The 21,260-nt window shown below is 71.9% G+C and carries 20 protein-coding genes; 11 read left to right on the top strand and 9 right to left on the bottom strand.

Annotated elements, in window-relative coordinates; translation table 11 throughout:
- Positions 1-8: 8 nt before the first annotated feature.
- Positions 9-1,034 carry a helix-turn-helix domain-containing protein gene (locus SXIM_RS26790; protein ID WP_046725312.1) on the bottom strand — a complete coding sequence of 342 codons (1,026 nt, stop codon included), beginning with the start codon at positions 1,032-1,034 and terminating at the stop codon, positions 9-11.
- A gap of 366 nt (positions 1,035-1,400) precedes the next feature.
- Here SXIM_RS26790 and SXIM_RS26785 point away from each other — a divergent pair, with 366 nt between their 5' ends.
- The 7 genes from SXIM_RS26785 (at position 1,401) to mnhG (ending at position 8,908) form a co-directional block, all read left to right on the top strand.
- The gene (locus SXIM_RS26785) at positions 1,401-2,372 is read left to right on the top strand and encodes a TIGR03557 family F420-dependent LLM class oxidoreductase (protein WP_046725311.1); all 972 of its coding nucleotides are present in this window, start codon (positions 1,401-1,403) and stop codon (positions 2,370-2,372) included.
- A gap of 226 nt (positions 2,373-2,598) precedes the next feature.
- Positions 2,599-5,493 (top strand): Na+/H+ antiporter subunit A, encoded by a 2,895-nt coding sequence (locus SXIM_RS26780; protein ID WP_046725310.1) that lies wholly within the window; start codon positions 2,599-2,601, stop codon positions 5,491-5,493.
- Entirely contained in the window at positions 5,490-6,071 is a 582-nt protein-coding gene (locus SXIM_RS26775; RefSeq protein WP_046725309.1) for a Na(+)/H(+) antiporter subunit C, read from the top strand. Before SXIM_RS26780 ends, SXIM_RS26775 begins: the two co-directional genes overlap by 4 nt.
- Positions 6,068-7,687 carry a Na+/H+ antiporter subunit D gene (locus tag SXIM_RS26770; RefSeq protein ID WP_030737951.1) on the top strand — a complete coding sequence of 540 codons (1,620 nt, stop codon included), beginning with the start codon at positions 6,068-6,070 and terminating at the stop codon, positions 7,685-7,687. Before SXIM_RS26775 ends, SXIM_RS26770 begins: the two co-directional genes overlap by 4 nt.
- Positions 7,687-8,262, top strand: a complete 576-nt coding sequence (locus SXIM_RS26765) for a Na+/H+ antiporter subunit E (protein ID WP_375878168.1) — start codon at positions 7,687-7,689, stop codon at positions 8,260-8,262. Before SXIM_RS26770 ends, SXIM_RS26765 begins: the two co-directional genes overlap by 1 nt.
- Positions 8,259-8,552: an MrpF/PhaF family protein gene (locus SXIM_RS26760; protein ID WP_030737945.1), complete on the top strand. Its 294-nt coding sequence runs from the start codon at positions 8,259-8,261 to the stop codon at positions 8,550-8,552. Before SXIM_RS26765 ends, SXIM_RS26760 begins: the two co-directional genes overlap by 4 nt.
- Complete coding sequence (mnhG, locus tag SXIM_RS26755; RefSeq protein ID WP_030737942.1) at positions 8,549-8,908, top strand: monovalent cation/H(+) antiporter subunit G; 360 nt, start codon at positions 8,549-8,551, stop codon at positions 8,906-8,908. The genes SXIM_RS26760 and mnhG overlap by 4 nt, the downstream gene beginning before the upstream one ends.
- Positions 8,909-8,950: 42 nt before the next feature.
- Here the strand turns inward: mnhG and SXIM_RS26750 are convergent, their stop codons facing one another.
- From SXIM_RS26750 to SXIM_RS26735, 4 genes are all read right to left on the bottom strand, one after another.
- The gene (locus tag SXIM_RS26750; protein ID WP_030737938.1) at positions 8,951-9,514 is read right to left on the bottom strand and encodes a dihydrofolate reductase family protein; all 564 of its coding nucleotides are present in this window, start codon (positions 9,512-9,514) and stop codon (positions 8,951-8,953) included.
- A 222-nt stretch (positions 9,515-9,736) separates the two neighbouring features.
- Complete coding sequence (locus SXIM_RS26745) at positions 9,737-10,777, bottom strand: chitinase (protein ID WP_046725307.1); 1,041 nt, start codon at positions 10,775-10,777, stop codon at positions 9,737-9,739.
- A 263-nt stretch (positions 10,778-11,040) separates the two neighbouring features.
- Entirely contained in the window at positions 11,041-11,781 is a 741-nt protein-coding gene (locus SXIM_RS26740; protein ID WP_030737934.1) for a ribonuclease FAU-1 family protein, read from the bottom strand.
- A 257-nt stretch (positions 11,782-12,038) separates the two neighbouring features.
- Complete coding sequence (locus SXIM_RS26735) at positions 12,039-13,253, bottom strand: threonine synthase (RefSeq protein ID WP_030737931.1); 1,215 nt, start codon at positions 13,251-13,253, stop codon at positions 12,039-12,041.
- A gap of 191 nt (positions 13,254-13,444) precedes the next feature.
- On the opposite strand from SXIM_RS26735, the gene SXIM_RS26730 reads away from it, so the two are divergent.
- The gene (locus SXIM_RS26730) at positions 13,445-14,155 is read left to right on the top strand and encodes a helix-turn-helix domain-containing protein (protein WP_046725306.1); all 711 of its coding nucleotides are present in this window, start codon (positions 13,445-13,447) and stop codon (positions 14,153-14,155) included.
- On the opposite strand, the gene SXIM_RS26725 is transcribed toward SXIM_RS26730, so the two are convergent.
- The 3 genes from SXIM_RS26725 to SXIM_RS26715 form a co-directional block, all read right to left on the bottom strand.
- Complete coding sequence (locus tag SXIM_RS26725; RefSeq protein WP_030737925.1) at positions 14,137-14,712, bottom strand: dihydrofolate reductase family protein; 576 nt, start codon at positions 14,710-14,712, stop codon at positions 14,137-14,139. The two genes, SXIM_RS26730 and SXIM_RS26725, sit on opposite strands and share 19 nt — an antisense overlap.
- A gap of 246 nt (positions 14,713-14,958) precedes the next feature.
- Positions 14,959-15,240, bottom strand: a complete 282-nt coding sequence (locus SXIM_RS26720; protein ID WP_030737922.1) for a hypothetical protein — start codon at positions 15,238-15,240, stop codon at positions 14,959-14,961.
- A complete protein-coding gene (locus SXIM_RS26715) occupies positions 15,237-15,470 on the bottom strand; it encodes a hypothetical protein (protein ID WP_148236166.1) in 234 nt (77 codons plus the stop codon). Before SXIM_RS26715 ends, SXIM_RS26720 begins: the two co-directional genes overlap by 4 nt.
- A 624-nt stretch (positions 15,471-16,094) precedes the next feature.
- Here SXIM_RS26715 and SXIM_RS26710 point away from each other — a divergent pair.
- From SXIM_RS26710 to SXIM_RS26700, 3 genes are all read left to right on the top strand, one after another.
- Positions 16,095-16,550 (top strand): SUKH-4 family immunity protein, encoded by a 456-nt coding sequence (locus SXIM_RS26710; protein WP_030737913.1) that lies wholly within the window; start codon positions 16,095-16,097, stop codon positions 16,548-16,550.
- Between the two features lie 108 nt (positions 16,551-16,658).
- On the top strand, positions 16,659-16,967 hold the full coding sequence (locus tag SXIM_RS26705) for a DUF998 domain-containing protein (protein ID WP_053116315.1): 309 nt from the start codon (positions 16,659-16,661) through the stop codon (positions 16,965-16,967).
- A 240-nt stretch (positions 16,968-17,207) separates the two neighbouring features.
- Positions 17,208-19,142, top strand: a complete 1,935-nt coding sequence (locus SXIM_RS26700; RefSeq protein WP_030737910.1) for an ATP-binding cassette domain-containing protein — start codon at positions 17,208-17,210, stop codon at positions 19,140-19,142.
- A gap of 245 nt (positions 19,143-19,387) precedes the next feature.
- Here the strand turns inward: SXIM_RS26700 and SXIM_RS26695 are convergent, their stop codons facing one another.
- Positions 19,388-20,959: an alpha/beta hydrolase gene (locus SXIM_RS26695; RefSeq protein ID WP_046725304.1), complete on the bottom strand. Its 1,572-nt coding sequence runs from the start codon at positions 20,957-20,959 to the stop codon at positions 19,388-19,390.
- Between the last annotated feature and the right edge of the window lie 301 nt (positions 20,960-21,260).

The raw sequence follows: 21,260 nt of genomic DNA, 5'->3' as shown, positions 1-21,260 counted from the left end.
ACCACCGCTCACTCCGGTGGTGCGGTGGCGGTGGGGTCCAGGACAGCGGCGAGCCAGGTGTTCGCGGCGGCGTAGCCCGCGAGTTCGGCGTGGTTCGCGTCCAGGGTTCCGTCCACCATCTGCACGAGAAGTTGGTATCGCTCGTACGGATCCGTGGGCCGGGGTCCGTTCGCCTCGCGCTCCTGGTCGGCGAGGATCTGCGGCTCCATGAGCAGCAGTCCTCCCGCGATCTCCCGTCGCGACGTCGCGTCGTCGAACGACGTCCCGAACATGCCGCCCAGCCAGCGCAGATACCGGTCACCCAGTTCCTGGGCCTGAGAGGAGTCGGGGGCGAGAGCGGCCTGTTGCGCGGCGACGGCTTCCTTGAGGAGTGGCGCGGCGCGCTCGTAGGACTTGAGCGCGTCCGGGGAGACCAGCAGGTGCCCGGGACCGTCGGTGAAGCGCTCGTTGAGTTCCGCCCGCACCGCGCTGCGCACCTGCGGGTCGCTGACCAGCGCCGCCAACTCGATCCACGCGTCCAGTTGCTCGGGGGTCGGCTCGTCCGGCAGGCGGGGCGGAGCGGAGTTGAGCTCGGCGACGAACCGGGGGTTCTCGTTGAGCCCTTCGCTGACGTCGGCCCAGAAATCGGCGATCAGCCGCTCCCGTTCCTCGTCCGACAGGGACACCAGCCGGTGCAGGAGCGCGGCCTGCTCGGCGGTTCCGTGCTGCCGGACCAGTGCCCGCAGCACCGCACGGCGGGCGCGCAGCCGCGACGCCTCGCGCTCCACGACCGCCAGGTGCGCGGTCGCGAGGTCGTGGAGCGTGGTCTGCCCGGCAAGCAACCGACGGATGTCGTCGAGGCCCGCGTCCAGATCTCGCAGTGTCCGGACCAGTTCGAGGCGCGCGATGGCCTCGATGTCGTACAGGCGGTAGCCGGCGGTGGTGAGTGCGGAGGGCTGGACCACTCCGGCATCGGCGTAGTAACGGATGGCGCTGACACTGAGGCCGGTACGGCGTGCCACGTCTCCGATCGGGTACATCTTCTCGTCGTCCACGCTGCAACTGTGGGGTCTCGACCCGCTTGAGACACAAACCCGCCGGGATCAGTGTTCGATGTCTCGCGGTGGGCGTCGACCGCGCACGGGTGCCCGGCTCGAACCGGGCGGGTCACGCACCGGAACCAGGGGGCGCACGCCTTCCTGGAGTGGCGGCTGGACGGCCCGCGATCCGACGTGGCCGGCGGGGTGGTGACGGCGGGGGTCATGGGTGCATGGGCCGGGAGCGCCCGGGGGCGTCGTGGTCGGGGTGGGCCGTTGGGGGAGCGTGGTGTCCGGGCGGCCTGTCGGGGCGGGGCCCTTGCGCGGGCTCTGGCAGCGTGCCGCGGGACGGTGAGCCATGGCCGGGGCGAGTGAGGGGTTCGGATGCAGATCGGGTACAAGCTGGCGGCGGAGGGGTACGGTCCCACCGAATTGGTGCGGCAGGCCGTGGCCGCCGAAGCGGCCGGGTTCGACTTCGTCGAGATCAGCGACCACTTCCACCCCTGGCTGGACAACCAGGGCCATTCACCGTTCGCCTGGGGAGTGCTCGGCGCGATCGCGGCGCGTACCGAGCGCATCGGGCTGGCGACCGGGGTGACCTGTCCGACCGTCCGCTACCACCCGGCCGTCATCGCGCAGGCGGCGGCCACGCTGGCGCTGCTGAGCGAGGGCAGGTTCACGCTCGGCGTCGGTTCCGGGGAGCGGCTGAACGAACATGTCGTGGGCCGCGGGTTCCCGGACTCGGTCCGGGTACGGCAGGACATGCTCCGGGAGGCGCTGGAGATCATCCGGCTGCTGTGGCGGGGCGGCTACCGCTCCTACGAGGGCCGGTACCTGCGGCTGGAGGACGCGCGGGTGTTCGATCTTCCGCCGAGCCCGCCGGTGCTGGTGGTGGCGGCCGGGGGCGAGGAGGCCGCGCGGATGGCGGGTGAGCTGGGCGATGGGCTGTTCGCGACCGAACCCCGGGGAGAACTGGTGCGCGCCTACCGGGACGCCGGGGGCGGCGGCCCCCGTTACGCCGAGGTCCCCATGGCGTGGGCGCCGGACGAGTCCTCGGCCGTGCGGGCGGCGCTGGAGACCAGCCGGTGGGCACTGACCGGGTGGAAGGTGATGAGTGAGCTGCCCAACCCGGTGAACTTCGACGCCGCTGCCGCCACCGTGCGGGAAGAAGACGTCCTGAACCACTTCGCCTGCGGCCCGGACCCCCAGCGGTATGCGGAGGTGGCTCAGCCGTTCGTCGACGCGGGGTTCGACCACCTGGTGATGCAGAACGCCGGGCCGGACCCCGATGGCTTCCTCGACTTCTACCGCGGCGAACTCGACAGCCGGCTGCGTGCGCTGACACCCCGGGACTGAACCCGCCGAAGCCGCGGGCCGTGGCGGTGGGCGTGATGGTTGGGCCGTTCGTGGTGGCTGTGGAGCGGTGCCGGGGTGGGGCCGGCCGGGCGGGGAGACCAGGGTGTGACCGCTGTGTGTGGAGGGTCTGGGCGGCGGTGCCGGGGCTGCGGGGGTGCTGTGGTCCCTGAGGGTGGATCGGCGCGTCCCGCCCGTATATGCCTTTGGTGCCGATAAGCATGGGTCCATGACCGTGCTGGTCCTGGCTCACTTCGTGCTCGCGCTCTGTGCCGCGCCGCTCATCCGGCGTGTCGGGGCGGGGGGTTTCGCCGTGCTCGCGCTGCCGCCCGCGGCGGCGATGGTGTGGGCGTTGTGCCAGTGGGGGGTGACGGCCGGTGGCGGGGCGCGGGTTGAGGTGTGGACGTGGATCCGTACCTACGACGTCCACGTGGCGTTCCGGCTGGACGCGCTGGCACTGGTGATGGTGCTGCTCGCGGGCGGGATCGGTGCGCTGGTGCTGTGGTACTGCACGCGCTATTTCGTCTCCGGGGGGCCTCAGTTGGGGGCGTTCGGGGGGAACCTGCTGGCTTTCGCGGGGGCGATGCTGGGGCTGGTGCTCGCCGATGACCTGATGGTGCTGTACGTGTTCTGGGAACTGACCACGGTGTTGTCGTTCCTGCTGATCGGGTACGACAGCGAGAACCGCGGCAGCCGGCGGGCCGCTCTGCAGGCGCTGACGGTGACCGCGTCCGGTGGGCTGGCGATGTTCGTCGGGTTCCTGATGCTGGGCAACGCCGCCGGTACGTACCGGATCTCCGAGATCCTGGACGCGCCCCCCGCCGGCAGCGGGGCGGTCAGCGCGGCGCTGGTGCTGATCCTGGTCGGAGCGTTCGCCAAGTCGGCGATTTGGCCGCTGAGTCTGTGGCTGCCCAACGCCATGGCCGCGCCGACGCCGGTGAGCGCCTACCTGCACGCGGCGGCGATGGTGAAGGCCGGGGTGTATCTGGTGGCCCGCCTGGCGCCCGCCTTCGCGGAAGTGGCGCCGTGGAAGCCGCTGGTGCTGGCGCTGGGCACCGCCACGATGCTGCTGGGCGGGTGGCGGGCGCTGCGGCTGCACGATCTCAAGCTCGTGCTCGCCTACGGCACCGTCAGTCAGCTGGGGTTCCTCATCGTCCTGGCGGGCGCGGGCTCCTACGGCGCCGCGCTGGCGGCTGTCGCGATGATCCTGGCGCACGGCCTGTTCAAGGCGGCGCTGTTCCTGGTCATCGGGATCGTGGACCGTGCCGCCGGCACCCGGGACCTGCGGCGCCTGTCGGGGGTGGGGCGGAGCCTGCCGTGGGTGTGCGTCACGGCGGTGGTGGCCGGGGCGTCGATGGCGGCGCTGCCGCCATTGTTCGGATTCGCCGCGAAGGAAGCGGCGTTCGACGCGCTGCTGCACGGCACCGTCGCCGAGCGTGTCGTTCTGGGCCTGATCGTGGCCGGCTCCGCGCTGACCACCGCGTACACGCTGCGTTTCGTGTGGGGCGCTTTCGCCCGCAAGCCGGGGCAGGAGGACACGGCGGTGCGGCCGGTGGGGCCGGTGTTCCTCGCGGCGCCCGCGCTGCTGGCCGCCGGCTGCCTGGTGTTGGGGCCGGGCGTCGGCTGGACGGCCGGGCTGTTCGAGGCGTACGCGGCGCAGTACCCGGTGCCCGCGCACCCCTACCACCTCGCGCTGTGGCACGGTTTCGGCGCGGCGCTGGGGTTGTCGGCGCTGGCCTGGGCGGGCGGTGCGGCGCTGTTCGTGCTGCGCACCCGCACGGTGGCGCTGGGGCGGCGCCTGGCCTGGCCCAAGGCGGACGAGATGTACGGGCGCGGTGTGCTGGGCCTGGAACGGTCCGCGCTGCAGGTGACCGGTCTCGTGCAGAAGGGTTCGCTGCCCGCCTACGTCGCCACCGTGCTCGGTGTCATGCTCGCCGGTCTGCTGGCGGTGTTGGCGATCCGGCAGCCGTGGGACGGGGTGCCGGGCCCGAGGGTGTGGGACTCGCCGTGGCAGGCCGCGGTGGCCGCGCTGACCTGCGCGTGTGCCCTGTTGTGTCTGGTGGTTCGGCGGCGTATGAAGGCCGCCGTGCTCGCGGGGCTGACCGGGTACGGCACGGCCTTGCTGTACGTCGTGCACGGCGCTCCGGACCTGGCGCTCACCCAGTTCGGTGTGGAGACGGTGGCGACGGTGGTGCTGGTGCTCGTGCTGCGCGGGCTGCCGGTGTACTTCGGGGAGACCATGCCGAACTCGCGGCGGGTGGCGAGCTGGTTCCTGGGGCTCAGCAGCGGGGCCGCCGTCGCCTGCGCGGTGTGGGTGGCGGCGGCCGCCCGCCGCGAGGCGCCGGCCGGGGACGCGCTGACCGAGGAGACCGCCCACCACGGTCTCAAGGACGTGGTGGCGACGATCCTGGTGGACTTCCGGGCCTGGGACACGATGGGCGAATCCGCCGTGCTCGCGGTCGCGGTCCTGGGGGTGACCAGCCTGCTGTACGTGCATCGCCGCCAGGGCCCGTCGCCCGGCCCGGTGCCGAGTGCGCCGCCGACCCTGCCCGGCGGAGTGACCGCCTGGTCGCTGGCCGGCCCCACCGGGGGCAGGTACGGTCAGGGCGCCCCCGGGCGCAGCTGGCTGGCCGCCGGCAACACCTTGGCGCCCGAGCACCGTTCGGTGGTGTTCGAGGTGATCGCGCGGCTGGTGTTCCACCCCATCCTGATCCTGTCGGTGTATCTGCTGCTGTGCGCGGAGAACCTGCCCGGTGGCGGCTTCGTGGGCGGTCTGGTCGCCGGGGTGGCCCTGATGATCCGTTATCTGGCGGGCGGGCGGTACGAGTTGGCCGCCGCCGCACCCGTCCACCCGGGCTTCTTCACCGGCATCGGGCTGACCGTGCTCACCGGCATCGCGCTGATCGGGCTGATCGACGGCACGGTGCTGCACGCCTGGACCTGGCACGGGCACCTGCCGGGCATCGGCGACTTCCACGCCGGTACGGCGGTCGTGTTCGACCTGGGGGTGTATCTGCTGGTGCTGGGCGCGGTCCTGGACGTCGTGCGGGCCCTGGGATCGAAGATCGACCAGAACACCGAACACACGGCCCGGCTGGCCCTGCACGGAGAGGCGAAACCATGACCGTCAGCGCGACCCTGTTGATCTGCGCCGTGGTACTGACCTCCGTCGGGGTGGTCCTCATCCACACCAGGGCCCTGACCCGGGTCCTGATCGGGATCATCGTGTGCGGGAACGGCATCAACCTGTTCGTCCTGGCCGCCACCGGGCGCGCCGGACTGCCCCCGCTGCTGTACCCGGGCGTCGCCCACTCCCGGGTCACCGACCCGCTGCCGCAGGCGATCGTGCTGACCGCCGTGGTCATCACGCTGGCCACCACGGCGTTCGTTCTCGCGATGGCCTACCGCAGTGGTCAGCTCACCGGTTCGGACTTCGTCCCCGACGATGTCGAGGACCGGCGCATCGTCCTGCGTGCGGTGATCTCCGCCGAACGCGCCGAACTGCGCGAGCAGCACGGGCAACCGAGCCGGCGGGCCCGGCGCGAGCAGCGTCGCGAGCACCGCCGCCGGCTGCGGGCCGACCGCGCGTTCCAGGCCCGGGCCCGCGACGCCTCCGGTGACCTGTGGGACGACATCCTCGGCGCCGACCCGCCCCCGCCTCCGCCCCAGCCCGACTCCCGGCAGGAGAACGACACCCGGTGAACGCCCTCGTCCCGCTGCCCGTGGTCCTGCCCCTGACCGCCTGCGGCCTCAGCCTGTTCATCGGTCCGAGGCTGCGCTCACTGCACCGCCTGATCAGCATCGCGGTCCTCACCATCGTGCTCGCCGTCGACGTCATCCTGCTGTTCGAGGCGGACCGCTCCGGGCCGCTGGCCGTGCACCTCGGGGACTTCGCCCCGCCGCTGGGCGTCACCCTCGTCGCCGACCGGCTCTCCGCCCTGATGCTCACCGTCTCCGGCGCCGTCACCCTCATCGTCCTCATCTACGCGCTGGGCCAGGACATGGCCGACCGGGAGGAGCGGGCCCCGATCCCCGTCTTCCACCCGGCCTACCTCGTCCTGGTCGCCGGGGTCTCCTGCACCTTCCTCGCCGGCGACCTCGTCAACCTGTACGTCGGCTTCGAGATCATGCTCATGGCCAGCTTCGTGCTGCTCACCGTGGGCGGCACCGAGCCGCGCCTGCGCGCGGGGTCCACGTACGTCGTCGTCTCCCTCGTGTCCTCCCTGGTCTTCCTCGCCGCGATCGCCGTCGCCTACGCCGCGGCGGGCACCGTCAACTTCGCCCAGCTGTCCGTACGCCTCGCCGAAGTGCCCGAGGGCGTGCGGATGCTGATCGAGGTGCTGCTGCTGACCGTCTTCGGCGTCAAGGCGGCGGTCTTCCCCGTCGCGGCCTGGCTGCCCGACTCCTATCCCACCGCGCCCGCGCCGATCACCGCCGTTTTCGCGGGACTGCTGACCAAGGTCGGCGTCTACTCCATGATCCGCGCCGAGACTCTTCTGTTCCCGGGCAACCACCTCACGCTCGTCCTCATGGCCATCGCGTTCGCGTCGATGCTCGTCGGCATCCTCGGCGCGGTCGCCCAGACCGACCTCAAACGGCTGCTGTCCTTCACCCTCGTCAGTCACATCGGCTTCATGCTGTTCGGACTCGCCCTGGGCACCCGCGCGGGCATCGGCGGCGCCATCGTCTACACCGCCCACCACATCACCGTGCAGACCACGCTCTTCCTGGCGGCGGGACTGCTGGAGCGGCGTTACGGCACCACCGAACTGACCCGGCTGGGCGGCGCCGCACGCACCGCTCCGCTGCTGGCCGTGCTGTGGTTCATCCCCGCCATGAACCTCGCCGGTATCCCCCCGCTGTCGGGCTTCCTCGGCAAACTCGGCCTGATGCGGGCCGGCGCGGCGGACGGCGGCGCCGACGCCTACATCCTGCTCGGCGCCATCGCCGTCACCAGCGTCCTCACCCTGTACGTGATGGCCAAGGTGTGGAACCTCGCCTTCTGGCGTGCCGAACCCGCTCCCCTGCCCGCCGAGGGGGTGGTCCTGGAGGACACCGAGGAGGACGAGGAACGCCCCCACATCCCGATCGGCCCCGCCGGCCCCACCGGCCCGGCCGGCAGCGGCGCGACACCCACCGGCGCCTGCATCCGCACCACCTCCCGCGTCCCGCTCATCATGACGAGCGCCACGGCGGGTGCCGTCGCACTGGGACTGGCCTACACCCTTCTGGCCACGCCCCTGACCGCGGTCGCCGACCGGGCGGCCGGCGAACTCCTGGCCCGTTCCCCCTACATCGAGGCGGTCCTCAACCCGTGATTCCCCCCGTGCCGCCCGCCCCCCGCCATCGGCGGCTGGACCTGCCGCTGATCGCCTGGCTCACGGTCATCTGGATGCTGCTGTGGTCCGGGCCCACCTGGGGCAATCTCATCAGCGGCGTCCTCGTCTCGGTCCTGCTGTGCCTCGTCTTCCCGCTGCCCGCCGTCGAACTCGACCTGCGGCTGCGAGCGATCGGCATCGTGAAACTCGCCGGATACCTCCTGTACGACATGGCGGTCTCCAGCGTCACCGTCACGCGGCAATCCCTGGCCGGACGCCGGCGGCTGCGCCCGGCCGCGGTCATCGCGGTGCCCCTGCGCTGCCGGACCGACCTCATGATCGCCGCCTGCGCCGTATCGGTGTCGTGTGTGCCAGGCGGCGCGCTGGTCGAGGTCAACGGCACCACCGCGACCCTGTTCCTGCACATCTCCGACGCCGATCAGCCCGGCAGGATCGAACGCTCCCGCCGCAACGTGTGGCGCCTGGAGGCGCTCGTCGTACGCGCCTTCGGCACCCGCGCCGAAATCGAACGGATCCGCACCGACCCCCCACAGCACAAGGAACCCCGCCCATGACCCAGGCCAGTGACGTTCTTCTCAACACCGCCCTCGGCGTCATCCTGCTCGCCGGCGCGCTCCTGCTCATCCGTATCTGGCGCGGCCCCTCCATGCTCGACCGGGCCATCGCCATCGACGTCGCCGCCGCGCTGATCGTCGCCGGTATCGGCGTCAACGCCGCGTCCACCCGCACCCGCTACTACTTGTCGATCATGCTCGTCATCGCGTTCCTCGGCTTCACCAGCTCCGTCGGCATCGCCCGTTTCATCGCCGTACGCGACCGCCCCAAGACGAAGGAGGCCCCGTGAACACCTGGCACCAAGTGGCCGACCTCATCGGCTCGCTCCTGCTCCTCGCCGGCGCTCTCGTCGCCCTGTCGGGCGTCATCGGGCTCCTCCGCCTGCCCGATGTCCTCACCCGCTCCAGCGCCGCGACCAACTCCCAGACGCTCGGCATCCTCCTTCTCACGGCCGGAGTCGCACTCCGGCTCCGTTCGTGGACCGACGCCGCCACCCTCGCCCTCGTCGTCTTCTTCCAGCTCCTCACCAGCCCCGTCGCCGCCCACATCGTCGCCCGGGTCGCCTACCGCACCAAGCAGACGGGGCACCATCCGCTCCTCCACGACGACCTCGGCGCACAACAGCGGTCCGGAGAGACCGACTAGCACCGAACCCGGGAAGGCGACCGACGAACCGGCGATGAGCGGTTACCGCGCCACGCGGTAGCGGAGGTAGACGACTTTCGAGCCGAAGGTGCGGGTGTCGACGAGTTCGAGATCGACCCGGCGCTCGTGGTGGGGGAAGAACGGAACGCCGCCGCCGACCAGCACCGGGTGGACCATGGCCCGGTACTCGTCGATCAGACCCGCGTCGGCGACCTCGGCGGCCAGGGTCGCGCCGCCGATCGCGATGTCGCCGGTCCCCGGCTCGGCGCGCAGCCGCTCGATCTCCTGCGCCGGGCCGGCGGAGGCCAGCCGGGCCGTGCCCCGCACCGCCGGCAGCGTCCTGGAGAAGACGACCTTGGGAAGTGGCTTCCACAACGCGGTCCACTCCCGGGACGCCGCGTCGAGCGAGAGGTCCTGGTCGGCGGTCTCCCAGTACAGCATCGTCTCGTACAGCCGCCGTCCCATCAGATGAACGCCGACATCCCGGATCTCGTCGATCCAGAAGCGGAAGATCTCCTCGTCGGGTGTCGTCCAGTTGAAGCCGCCGTCCGGTCCGACGATGTAGCCGTCGAGCGAGACGCCCATCGAGTAGGTCACGCTGCGCACCAGAAGTCCTCCTCCGTCACGGGCTCGACAGTATGACCGGCGGACGCGGCGGAACTCATCGCGGCTCGCGGGACGCCTTGCCGGCATCACCGCACACGACCCCGTCGCGCGGGGAGCACCTCGGCGGCCGCGGCGGTGATGGCACGTGGTGCGACCACCGCGCGCCGAGAGGTCCACACCAATGTCGGATGCTTTCGGCGGCGGTGGTCGGATCGGGTCAGCTCAGGGCAGGCCCCGGACGTGCGGTCCGACGACGGAGGACCAGGCGTAGCCGCTGTGCGCGTCCCAGTTGGTCGACCAGGTCATCGCTCCGCGCAGCCCGGGATAGGTCCGGTCCGGCACGAAGTTTCCGCAGTTGAAGCCCTGGGTGAGGCAGTCGAGTGCGGCGGTGACGACCTCGGGGGCAACGTAGCCGGAGCCCGCCGCGTTCGGCGAGGCGGGGACGCCGAGCCCGACCTGGGAGGCGTCGAGCCCGCTCTCCAGTTGGATGCACGCCAGGGCGGTGAGGAAGTCCACCGTGCCCGCGGCGTACACCTGGCCGTCGCAGCCCAGCATGCTGCCGCTGTTGTAGTACTGGGTGTTGACCACCGTCAGGAAGTCTTTGGTGTTCAGCGCCAGCTGGAAGTACGGGGAGCCGGTGGACTGCATGTCCAGGGTCTGCGGCGCCATGGTGTACACGAGGCTGTCGCCGGTGGCCGCGTGGATGCCTTCCATGGCCTGGGTCAGATAGGTGGCGTTGATGCCGTGTTCCAGGTCGATGTCCACACCGTCGAAGCCGTACTCGTCCATCAGGGCGAGCGTGCTGCGGGTGAACGCGTCGGCGGAGGCCGGGTCGTTGACGGCCACGTTCCCGAGTTCGCCGCCCACCGAGATGATGACGGACTTCCCGTCGGCCTGCTTCGCGGCGATCTCGTCCTTGAACTCCTGCTCGGAGGCGTAACCGAGCACCGGATCGAGGTTGAACTCGATCTCGCCGGGGACGGCGGTGGAGTCGGCGAACGACACCGCGATGATGTCGAAGTCGTCGGGCACGTCGGCCAACCGCTGGAGCACCGAGCCGTTGTCGAAGTTGTGCCAGTAGCCGGTCACCGCGTGTCCGGGCACCTGTTGGGCGCCCGGGGACTGCCCGGCCGGTTCCGTGGCGCCGGCTCCGGCGCTCAGCGCGGTGGTGATCAGGACACCGGCGAACGCTCCGGCGCCCAGGACCAGGGAGAGCGGTCGGCGACGCGTGGGGCGAGCGCCGACGGTACGGGTGTTGTCCACTCCTGCCTCCGTAACGAGTGTGGGGGATACGGGAGGAACGGTGGCCACCGATGGGTCCTCAGGTTGGTCCAGACCACTGTTCATGTCAATGGGGCGGTCAACTCCTTTGAACGGCCTCTGGTTCACGGGACGGCGCGCCGGTGGGGTGGTGCCGCGCGTGGCGATCGCCGATGTCGGCGCCCCGTCACGGCGGCGCCCGTGCCCGGGTGGGCGGGCGAACCGCGTGCGTCCGCCGCCGGTCGGCGCGATCGTTCCGCTGCGTTTCAGCCGCTCCCGGGTACCGCCGCCTCGCCGGCCGCGGCGCGCTGCGACAGGCGTGGTGTGGGCCACTCCGGCTGCCACCGCCAGCGCGCCCATTCCTGTGCGTGTGCGAAGACGCCGGTGCGTTCGGCGAGCATCGCGAGGACCTGGGCGCGGGCGGCGTCCACGGCCCGGTCTTCGGCGTCGGAGACGATGCCGAGCCGCCGTACATGGGCGTACTCGTCCTCGTCCTTCCACGTCCAGCCGGTGAGGTCGGGGGCGATGACCAGATCCAGGGTGAGGTCGAAGGTGTCGAACCCGGACGCGGTGCGGGCGGTGGGCCGCTCGAAGTTGACGTACCAGTTGCGCAGCCGCCGGCCGTGGCCGTCGGGAAGGTAGAAGGCGTTGATGCTGAACCAGGCCGCGGGAGGCTTCCACAGCAGCAGGTCGGTCTCCTGCCACGCCGCCGCCGCGAGATCCCATGTACCGGTGGCCATCGCGTCGAATGCCTCCGTGCGTACCGAACGGTCGCCGTCACTGCGGGCCTTGAGATACAGCGCGGGCCACCGCGCTTCGGCCCCCGGGGCGCAGGCCGTCACCAGAGCCTCGCCGGTGTCCTCGACAACGCGCAGGGCCTGTTCGTTCCACAGCCGTCCGGAACGGTGCACCTCACGCCGTACAACGGTCCGGCCCGTCTCGAAGCAGCGCATCGCGTCCTCCTCCGCCGGTCCCGCCCGGGGCCCGGCGGGGTGGTGGTTCACCATTTCAGCGCGCACCGGGCCAGGTGGGCAATCCGCCGCACGGGGGCGCGTGTTGGCCGGGCGCCCCGGGAGCCGCGCGCGACACGCGGGCCGTGGGAGAAGCAGGGATCACCGACCGCGATCGCTCGTGTTCTTCCGTATCGGGTTCTCCGCTTCTGTCTCCGGCAGTGGTCGGGGCGTGGTGAGGGCCCGGGCGGCCCGGACCGGTCAGGGCGGCCGGCGAGGCGGAAGGACGGCGCGGCCCCGCCCCCGGCTGGGCTCTACCGGATGCCGGCAGCGTGAAGCCGGCTCTGGACAGCCGTCCATTCCGGGAGGACGTCCTCGGAGGAGCGGTCTCCCACCGCCCGGTCCTTGAATCCGCTCGACGTGGAGACGCAGACCACCGGCTCGTCGCGGAGACCGAGGGCGCGCACAGCGGCCAGCCCAGCTGCGCTGGACAGCTCCGTCCACAGGCCGGCCCGAGCCAGTTCGCGCCGGGCGTCGCGCAGTTGCCCGTCGTCGAGGACCACCACCTGGCCACCGCTGTCCCGGACGGCGACCACACCGCGGTAGCCGCTGACGGAGGAGACGATCGAGTACGCGTCGGTCGGCCGCACGTCCACCTCCGCCGCGGGAAGGCCCTGGCGCACGGCCCGGGCGAGGGGTGCGGCCGCGGCGGGCTCGCAGGCGATCATGCGCGGCAGGCGTTCGGTGACGCCGAGGCGGCGCAGTTCGGTGAAGCCCTTCCAGATGCCGTAGAGGAGTTCGCCGTAACCGGTGGGGACGCACACGGCTGTGGGGACGACGCCGAGGTCCAGGTACAGCTCGTACGCGATGGTCTTGTACCCCTCGGGGCCGAAGGAGTGGCCGGTGTGCGTGCGGGTGAGGTTGCTGACCGGGTGCAGTCCCATACGGTCGACGACCATCCGCATCAAAGGCCAGCGCGCGTCCCGGGGCACGGGCAGGACCACCGCTTCGTAAGCGTTGAGGAAGGCGTCGACGGCCGGCGGCATGTCCGGCGCGGCGAACACCACGCACCGCAGGCCGGCGCGGGCGGCGAAGGCGGCGGCCGACGCTCCGTGGTTGCCGGAGGAGGCGACGACGACTCCCGGGGCGTCGAGGCCCAGCGCGGCACTGACGGTGCAGCGGTTCAGCCGGTCCTTGTGGCTCCATGTGGGGTTGCGCGACTCATCCTTGATGAAGATCCCGGGCTCGAGTTCGACGAGTGGAGTGCCTCCCTCCCCCAGTCCGGGTGCGGTCAGTGGCGGGAGCAGTGGTTGCCACCGTTCCAGACCCGAGGACGCCACGGCCGGGCCTGGGGCGGCGAAGAGCGACGACGGGGCCCGGTCGTAGGCGTAGTCGACCTCCACCGGGTAGGAAATGTCCTCGGTGCTGCTCCTGGGACAGCCTCGGGTCAGCGGGGGCCACAGGGGATAGCTGATGGCCGGGTCGGCCAGTGATCGCTGCACGGTTGCCAGGGAGCCGTTGATAGCCACACACCGAGCCTAGTTGCGGCTCGCGTCGACCGTGGCCGGTCCGTCCTCGTGGGGTGAGGGCTCGAAGTACCGTCCGGGCCGCGCACAACGGCGGACGGGGCAGGGACTTCGGTGTGGGCACGCCCGCGCATGGGGCGGGGGTGCTGGGGCGGTGCTCCGGCGGCAGGCCGGCGCCGCGTAGTGTGCCGACCGTGGAGCTGCGATTCGAGACGCGCGGGTCCGACTCGCCGTGGGTCGACTCCGTGTGGACCTGCACGAGCGACCGGGTCACGGCGATGACCTCCGTCGCCGGGGTGCGCTGGGGCCTGGTGTTCTGGGAGTGGGACGGGCGGGCCCACGCGAGCATCACCGGTCCGGAGACCCGGGCCGGCACGGCGCCGGTGCCGGAGGGCGCGACCTTCACGGGCATCGACTTCGCCGTGGGCACGGCGTTGCGCGCCGTGCCCACGGCGGCGCTTGTCGATGGCGGCATCGAGCTCCCCGACACGACACGGCGGGCGTTCCGGTGGGACGGCACGAGCTGGGAGACCCCTGGACCCGACGACGCCGAGGCCCTGGTCGGGCGTCTCGTACGGGCCGGTGCCGTGGTCCGTGATCCGCTGGTCACCGAGGTGCTGCGGGGAGACCATCCGGCCGTGTCGGGGCGCACGGTCGAACGCCGGTTCCGCGCCGCCACCGGGCTGACCCGGGGAGCGGTGCGGCAGATCGAGCGGGCCCGCTCGGCGGCGGAGCTGCTGGCCGCCGGTACGCCGGCCGCCGATGTCGTCGCCCGGCTCGGCTACTTCGACGAGCCGCACCTGGCCCGGGCGTTGCGCACGTATGTCGGACGTACCGGCGGGCAGTTGCGTGAAGGGGCCGGTGGTGCGATCGCCCTCGACCTGGATCAGTGCCTGACGTCGTAGACCAGCTTCAGGATCCCGTTGGAGTAACTCTCGGACTCCCGCAGGGTCAGTAGCTGCTTGTCGCGGTCGGCCCGGCCGAACAGGCTCTTCCCCGCGCCGAGCAGGACCGGGAAGACGAGCAGGTTGTACTGGTCGATCAGGCCGGCGTCCGACAGCCGTGCCGCCAGCTCCGCGCTGCCGTGGATGAAGATCGCGCCGCCCTGGCTCTGCTTGAGCGCGGCGATGTCCTCGGTCGAGCGCAGGATCGTCGTCGGACCCCACCCGTCGACCAGGGCGTCGTCGGACAGCGTGGTCGACACCACGTACTTGGGCAGTTCCTTGTAGTCGGCGTGGTCCGCGGAGCCGGGCCAGACCGGGGCGAACGCCTCGTAGCTGCGGCGGCCGAACATGAGCGCCGTGGTGTCGGCGAGTTCCTCGCCCTTCAGTGACCAGGCTTCGGGAACGAACGTGAGGTCGTTCACCACCCAGCCCCCGCTGCGGTGCCCCTCCCCCGGACCGCCGGGCGAATCCACGACGCCGTCGAGGGACATGAAACCGGTGTAGACCAGGCGACGCATGTGCGTGCTCCTCATGATCGGGTGAGCTGGTGCGTTCACGCTAGCTCGCGCTCGCGCCGATCGTCTTGGACGGAAACGACAGGGGTGTCGGGCGATGCCGGGATCGCCGACTGTCGCGGCGACCCCGTGCCCCCGAAAAACCGTGACGCCCGTCCGGTTCACCTTCCGGCCGGTTGCGGATGTCGGGCGGACGGCGTGGACGCCGTAGTGGCCGACCCCGTCACGCCCCGGGAGATCCGGTCCCGGTCACGGGCCGGTGGGCAGCCAGCGGATGTCGAGGATGCGGGCGATGCGGCGACTGCGGGATTCCAGGACGTACTCGATGGCGCCGAAGACCATGGTGTCGTCCTCTATCGGGGCGCGCCGGATCTCGTGGGGCCAGGGATAGCCGAGGGGACGGCCGACGTGTTCGGCCCGCCATTCCAGTTCGGTGACCAGGGCGCGCAGAGCGGCCCACGCGGGGCCGGACTCCTTCGCCAGTTGCCGTTCGAGTTCCGGGTCGGTGTAGATGTCCCAGCGTGCGGTCACGCGGCGCTGATCTCGCGCCAGTCGCCGCCGCCCCGGTGAGCCTGGACGTACCGCTCGACGCGTCCGTCCCGCTGGGCGAGCAGCCCGTACGCCCACCAGCGGCGGTAGATCTTCGGAAAGGTGGCCGGAGTGGCGGCCTCCAGCTCGGATCGACAGGCCTCGCGGTCGCCCGGATCCTGCATGGCGATCACCTCGGCCACCGTCGGATCCGGAGTACTGGAAATGTCCACGCCCGCGCTCCCTTCGACCTGAAGTCTCCCTCCACCTTAATGGCTACCCAGCAGGTGGGAACCCGAACGGGGCTCTTCGTTCGGGAGGCCGGCCGGGTGGGATCCCGTCCGGGCCGGATCGCCCTTCCGCCGCAGGCCGGGGTCTGCGCCATCTCGACGCCACGACGGGTGATCCCCGCTGGTCGCCGGCCCCGGATGAGGACCCCGACCTGGCGGAGGCCGCCGAGCGGTACGGGTACGCGGACCGGTGCTCTCACCCTGGTCGTGCTCGACGGGGAGACGGGCGAGCTCCGCCGGCAGTTGATGGAGGGTGACGGGTGCTCCTCCGAAGTGAGCGCCGTGGTGGCCGAGGACCGCCTCCACGTCCATGTCGGGGACACCCTCCGGGCGTTGCCGTTGCAGGCGCAGGGCGTGGGGCGGCGCGCCCGGCCGGTGACGGCCGGCGGACCGGGAGGGTGCGGGAAGGGGCCGGCTGTGCCGGGCGGCCGCCGGGGTCACGTCCGGGAGCCGCGAAGGCTGCGCGGCCGGCCGCTTCCCGCACCGTCCGTCCCCTCCCCGACGGGCGTGCGGGCGTGCGGTGCGGGAGGGGACGGCGCTGTCAGTGGCGGGAGCTAGATTCCCGGCATGGATGACACGGAGATGGCCGCGGCCCTGGCCGGGTGCGTCAGCTGCCCGTACCCGGGTACGTGGCAGGGCTCCCCCTTCGCGGAGCGTACGGTCGGCGGCGTGCGCTACGGCGTGGTCGCGCTCGATCCGGGGCTGAGCGCACTGGGCGTACGGCGGGCCGACGGTTCGCTGTGGGGCCTGCCGGAGGAGGGCGTACCCCATCTGGTCAACTCCGGCGTCGAGGCGTTCGTCGCCTTCACCCGGGCCTACGAGGAGGCCGCCGCCGAGGCCGACGCGTATGCGGGTCCCGACGAGGACGGCGAGGAGGAAGAGGAGTTGACCGAGCGGGCCGCCGACGCCCTCACCGACGCGTTGCTGGAGCGATTCGCGGCACTGGACGCGGAGGCGGTCGCCGACGAGAATTCCTTCTGGTGTGTCGCCGCCGAGGAGTTGGGCTACGGCATGGGTGGGTGAGCGTGCGCCGGCAGCGGCGGGGACGGCCGTCCGTGTCCGGTGGAGCGCTGTGATCGCCGTGTTCGGGGTTGGCGCTGGTGGCGTCCGGGATCTACCCCATGGACGGCGATGCGCGGATATCCCCCCGGCACGGCGGAGGGAACCCCCGCACACACGTCAACGGCACACCAGCGGCACGACGGGGCCGGCCCGGCGGTCTTCGGGCCGCTGCCCCTCGCCGTGATCATCGCCGTGTTCGTCGTGCCGGGGACCGGGTGGAAGGCGTACTCGGTCCTCACGGCGCTGGTCGTCCTGGTCGGAGCGGGTCTGTTCGCACGGGCCTGGGAGGACGATCACCCGCGCACCGGTCTCGTGCAACGCGTGGTCATCGTCACCGGGTGGCTCTGGCTGGGGTGCCTCTTCGCTCACGCGGCCTGACCGGCCCGGCCTGCGGGGGCGGGCGTTGTCATGCCTCCATGCGACATAGCGGGTCATGGCCCCGCACATCTGCCTTTCGGCCACCTCGGAAGGGCCGCTGTGCCCTTGTCCCCCAAGGAGCAGCGGGACGTCGCCCCTCCGATGTCCGGGGCGGCGCGGACAGCGAGTCCGACTCAAACACAGGCGTTCGAAAGCCGGGTCATGTCGTTGAGCCTCACGACCGACGAACGGGAGGCTGATGTGACCTCGGCAAGGACAGCGAAGAACCCTGAAGGAGAACCCTCCGCCCCCACCACCACCGCGCCCCCGGCGAACGCGGGCACGGTGCCGGAGGAGGAGTTTCTGTACCGGGACGAGTCCCGGCTCCGGGCCGGCGCTCAACTGACCACCGGCACGATGGCGCGGCGCCTTCCCGCGCTGGTGCTGCGGTCCTTGAGGATGGCGTGGGAGGTGGACCGGGTGGCCGCGGCCGGGCTGCTGGCCTGTCAGGTGGGCACGGGGGTACTGGCGGCGATGGGGCTGCTGGCGGTGACCGGGACGATCACCGCGCTGATCTCCTCGGGGGACATCACCGACCGGCTGTGGGAGGCGGCGCCTCAGCTGGCGGTGATCGCCACGGCGGCAGGGCTGCGGGCGCTGCTCGGTGTCGCCGTCACCTGGCTGACCGGGCGCCTGCGGCCGGTGCTGGCCCGGGCCGCGGAGCTGACCATGATCGAGGCCGCCCTCGGCGCCGAGTTCGCGGCCAACAACCGACCCGGCTACAACGACGCCTACGACATCGCCGACCGGGGCGCCCAGGTCACCCCCGACCTGGTCGAGGAGGCCCAGGACGTCCTGGCCTCCACCGCCACGCTCGCCGCCGGCGCGGCCGTCCTGACCATCCTCCACCCCGTGCTCCTGCCCCTTCTGCTGCTGGCCTGCCTGCCCCAGGCCGCCGCGTACGTACGGGCCGCGCGCGTGCTGTACCTGGCGGGTCTGGAGACCTCCGGCCGGCGCCGGATGCTGGCCAAGCTCCGCTGGCACATGGCGTACATGGAATCGAGCGAGGAGATGCGTGCCTGTCTGGCCGGGCCTTTCCTCACCGGCCGGTACCGGCGGCTCGCCGCCTCCGTCAACGCCTCCGAGCGCCGTGCCGCCGACACCGGTGCGTGGATGAGGCTGGGCGGTGCGGCGGCCGGCGGGGCCGCCTCGGCCACCGTGTGGGGAGCACTGCTGTGGCTGCTGTCGTCGGGCCGGATGGACCTGGCGTCCGGGGGCGGCGCGGTCCTCGCTCTGCAGACGGCGACGGGTTCGGTGCGCGGGGTCATCCAGGGCGGCGCACGCCTGGTGCGCACCGGCTGGTACGTGCAGGACTGGCAGCGTTTTCTGGACAACGCCCACGGCCAGGCGATGACCGCCTCCCGTGGCACGGCGGTCCTGCCCGCGGCGCCGGAGCGGTTCGAGGTGCGCGATGTCACCTACCGGTACGACGGTGCGGCCCGGGACAGCCTTCGGGGCGTCTCCCTCCAGGTGCGCAAGGGCGAGATCGTCGCGCTGGTGGGAGAGAACGGCTCCGGCAAGAGCACCCTCTCCCGGCTGGTGTGCGGTCTGCTGCTGCCGACCTCGGGAACCGTCGCCTGGGACCGCACGGCCACCACCGCGCTGGATCCGTGGGAGGCGTGGAAGCACGTGGCGCTGGTGCCGCAGCGGTTCGCCTGCCTGCCCCTCAGCATGCGGGACAACGTCACCTTCGGTCAGGGTGACGCGAGCGACGCCGCCGTGCTCGCGGCGTGCGAGGCGTCCGGCGCGGACGGCATGCTCCCCCAGTTGCGGTCCGGGCTGGACACACTGCTGACCTCCGAGTGGTTCGGCGGACAGCAGTTGTCCGGCGGGCAGTGGCAGCGCATCGTCCTCACCCGCGCCTTCTACCGCCGGACGTCCCTGCTGGTGATGGACGAGCCGACCGCCGCGCTCGACGCGCGTGCCGAGCACCGCGTCTTCACCGGGTTGCGCGAGCTGGCCAAGGACCGGGGGGTGCTGCTCATCACCCACCGGCTGGCCAACGTGGCCGTCGCGGACCGGATCGTCGTCCTCGACGACGGCCGCGTCGTCCAAGAGGGCACGTACGACCGGCTCACCCGGGAACCGGGCCTCTTCCAGTCACTGTGGAAGCTGCAACAGCGCACCGCCGGCTAGGGGTTGGCCGCTCGGTGGCGCGTGGCCGGGTCGGCCTGCCCGGGCACACCCCAGGGGGGCGTCACCGCCACAGACGCCTCCCCTCCCCTATGCCGTGGTCCGGCGGGGGTGCACACCGTTCACGACCACGCGCGCCCCGCGCCCCGGGCGCGTTCGCCCGGGTGCGGGGTGCGAGGGAGGAGGGCCCCGGCGGCTCAGGTCCCCCGGTGCTTCGGAGAGCGGTCCGGCGAGGAGCCGGGCCGGGATCACTCCAGCGTGCACCGGGCGTCGGCGGGCGGGGAGGTGAGGTTGACGAGGTAGTCGGCGACGATGTCGTCGACGCACGCGTTGCCCGCGATCAGAGCCACGCCGTGCTGCTCGCCCTCGACGGTGAGCAGGCTGCCTCCCAGTGCTTCGGCCAGGCGGGTGCCGCCCTCGTACGGGGTCACGGGGTCGCCGGTGACGGTGACGGTCAGGGTGTCGGGCAGTCCCTCGATGTCGGTGGCGTAGGGGTAGCCCAGGGTCGGCTCGACGGGCCACGCCTCGCACAGGTTCCGCGTCTCGGCGATCGGCAGACCGGGGTCGAGGAAGGGGGCGGCGTCGAGGGTCGCTCGCAGGAGCGCCGTCTCCTGTTCGGCGGTGTGCCGGTCCTCGTCCAGGCAGTTGATGGCCTGGGTGGCTTCGATGGAGTTGCTGTAGCTGCCATCGGCGTCCCGCTCGTAGTAGCCGTCGTAGAGCCCTATCAGGGTGTCGCCGCGCCCGTCCCCGATCTCACGGATTCCCTCGATGATGTCGGGCCAGCGCGACTTCGCGTACAGCCCGGCGATCACCCCGTCGACCGCGTGGGTGAAGCCGAGTTCGCGCCCGTCGCCGGCCGGGACCGGGTTCTCGATCAGCGGGCGGACGATGTCCTGGAACCGTTCGGTCACCGTCTCGGGGTCGGAACCCAGCGGGCAGTCCGCCTCTTCGGTGCAGGAGGCACCCATCATCTCGAACGAGCGCTGCAGGCCGGCGAACTGCGACGCTCGCCGTTCCGCGCTGTTCGCGTAGGGGTCCATCGCCCCGTCGAGGACCAGCGCCCTGACGTTCTCGGGGAACATCTCGGCGTAGACGGCTCCCAGCCGCGAGCCGTAGCTCGTGCCGAGGAAGCTCAGCCGGTCGTCGCCGAGCACAGCGCGCAGGACGTCCATGTCGCGCGCGGCGTCCCGGGTGCCCACGTGGGCGAGGACCTGTTCTCCCCCGGAGCGTTCGGCGCACTGCTCCATCCACTGCCGCACGTCCTGGGCCGTCCAGCCGCCCAGGAGGTGCTTCTCCGCCATCGCGGGGTCATCGCGTTCGGCGTCGGTGTAGCAGTCCAGGGCGGGTTGCGACGCGCCGACGCCGCGCGGATCGAAGCCGATCAGGTCGAACCGCTCCGCCACGGGGCTCTCGGGGCCCAGCAGGGCGATCAGCGCGGCGAAGTTCATCCCCGGGAAGCCGGGGCCGCCCGGGTTGGTCAGCAGGGATCCGACCGGCTCCCCCTTCGCCGGCGACCGCAGCAGCGCGATCGACACGGTCTCGCCGTCCGGGTCGTCGTAGTCCAGCGGTGCCTCCATCCGGGCGCACTCGAACTGCTCGTTCGCGAACAGTTCCTCGTCGCTGGGCTTGGTCGCGTACGGTTCGCACGGCTCGAAGGCCAGGTCCTGCTCGTAGAAGTGCCGCAGCGCGTCCGAGGTGTCGGTCGGCGATTCCTTCGGGGTGGCGTCCGGGCTCGCCGATGTACAGGCTCCGAGCACTCCCACCAACAGCAGTGACGCGCCGAGCGCCGCCGTTCGGTGGATGGGGGGACGGATACGCATGTTCCTCCTCGCGGACGCCACCGGTGTGGCGGCCGGACAGTGGGTTCCTCGCCCTCGGCGGCGTGGCCGGACGGGTCGGGGTACGGCCGGTGGCCAGAGGCGATTCCCCCGCTCGTCCGCCGGTTCCGGTCATCTCCGGTGCCGCCGGGGCGCGTTCGGTGTCGGTGATCTCCATGATCCGCGGGTGCGGGAGCCGCGGTGAGTGCGCTCCGTCATCGGTCCGGGTGACGGACGTCATGAGGAGCGGTGACACATGCCATGCACCGCTCACCGGCGGCGGCAGGAGGGAACGGGTGCGCGG

The sequence above is a fragment of the Streptomyces xiamenensis genome (assembly GCF_000993785.3).
Taxonomy (GTDB): domain Bacteria; phylum Actinomycetota; class Actinomycetes; order Streptomycetales; family Streptomycetaceae; genus Streptomyces; species Streptomyces xiamenensis.
This window is presented reverse-complemented; position numbering and strand designations above follow the sequence as displayed.

What these genes read in the sequence shown, in the direction of transcription:
- SXIM_RS26785 (WP_046725311.1), top strand. Translation starts at nt 1,401, where the DNA reads ATGCAGATCGGGTACAAGCTGGCGGCGGAGGGGTACGGTCCCACCGAA.
- SXIM_RS26780 (WP_046725310.1), top strand. Translation starts at nt 2,599, where the DNA reads ATGACCGTGCTGGTCCTGGCTCACTTCGTGCTCGCGCTCTGTGCCGCG.
- SXIM_RS26775 (WP_046725309.1), top strand. Translation starts at nt 5,490, where the DNA reads ATGACCGTCAGCGCGACCCTGTTGATCTGCGCCGTGGTACTGACCTCC.
- SXIM_RS26760 (WP_030737945.1), top strand. Translation starts at nt 8,259, where the DNA reads ATGACCCAGGCCAGTGACGTTCTTCTCAACACCGCCCTCGGCGTCATC.
- SXIM_RS26740 (WP_030737934.1), bottom strand. Translation starts at nt 11,781, where the DNA reads ATGGTGAACCACCACCCCGCCGGGCCCCGGGCGGGACCGGCGGAGGAG.
- SXIM_RS26725 (WP_030737925.1), bottom strand. Translation starts at nt 14,712, where the DNA reads ATGCGTCGCCTGGTCTACACCGGTTTCATGTCCCTCGACGGCGTCGTG.
- SXIM_RS26710 (WP_030737913.1), top strand. Translation starts at nt 16,095, where the DNA reads ATGGATGACACGGAGATGGCCGCGGCCCTGGCCGGGTGCGTCAGCTGC.
- SXIM_RS26705 (WP_053116315.1), top strand. Translation starts at nt 16,659, where the DNA reads ATGCGCGGATATCCCCCCGGCACGGCGGAGGGAACCCCCGCACACACG.
- SXIM_RS26695 (WP_046725304.1), bottom strand. Translation starts at nt 20,959, where the DNA reads ATGCGTATCCGTCCCCCCATCCACCGAACGGCGGCGCTCGGCGCGTCA.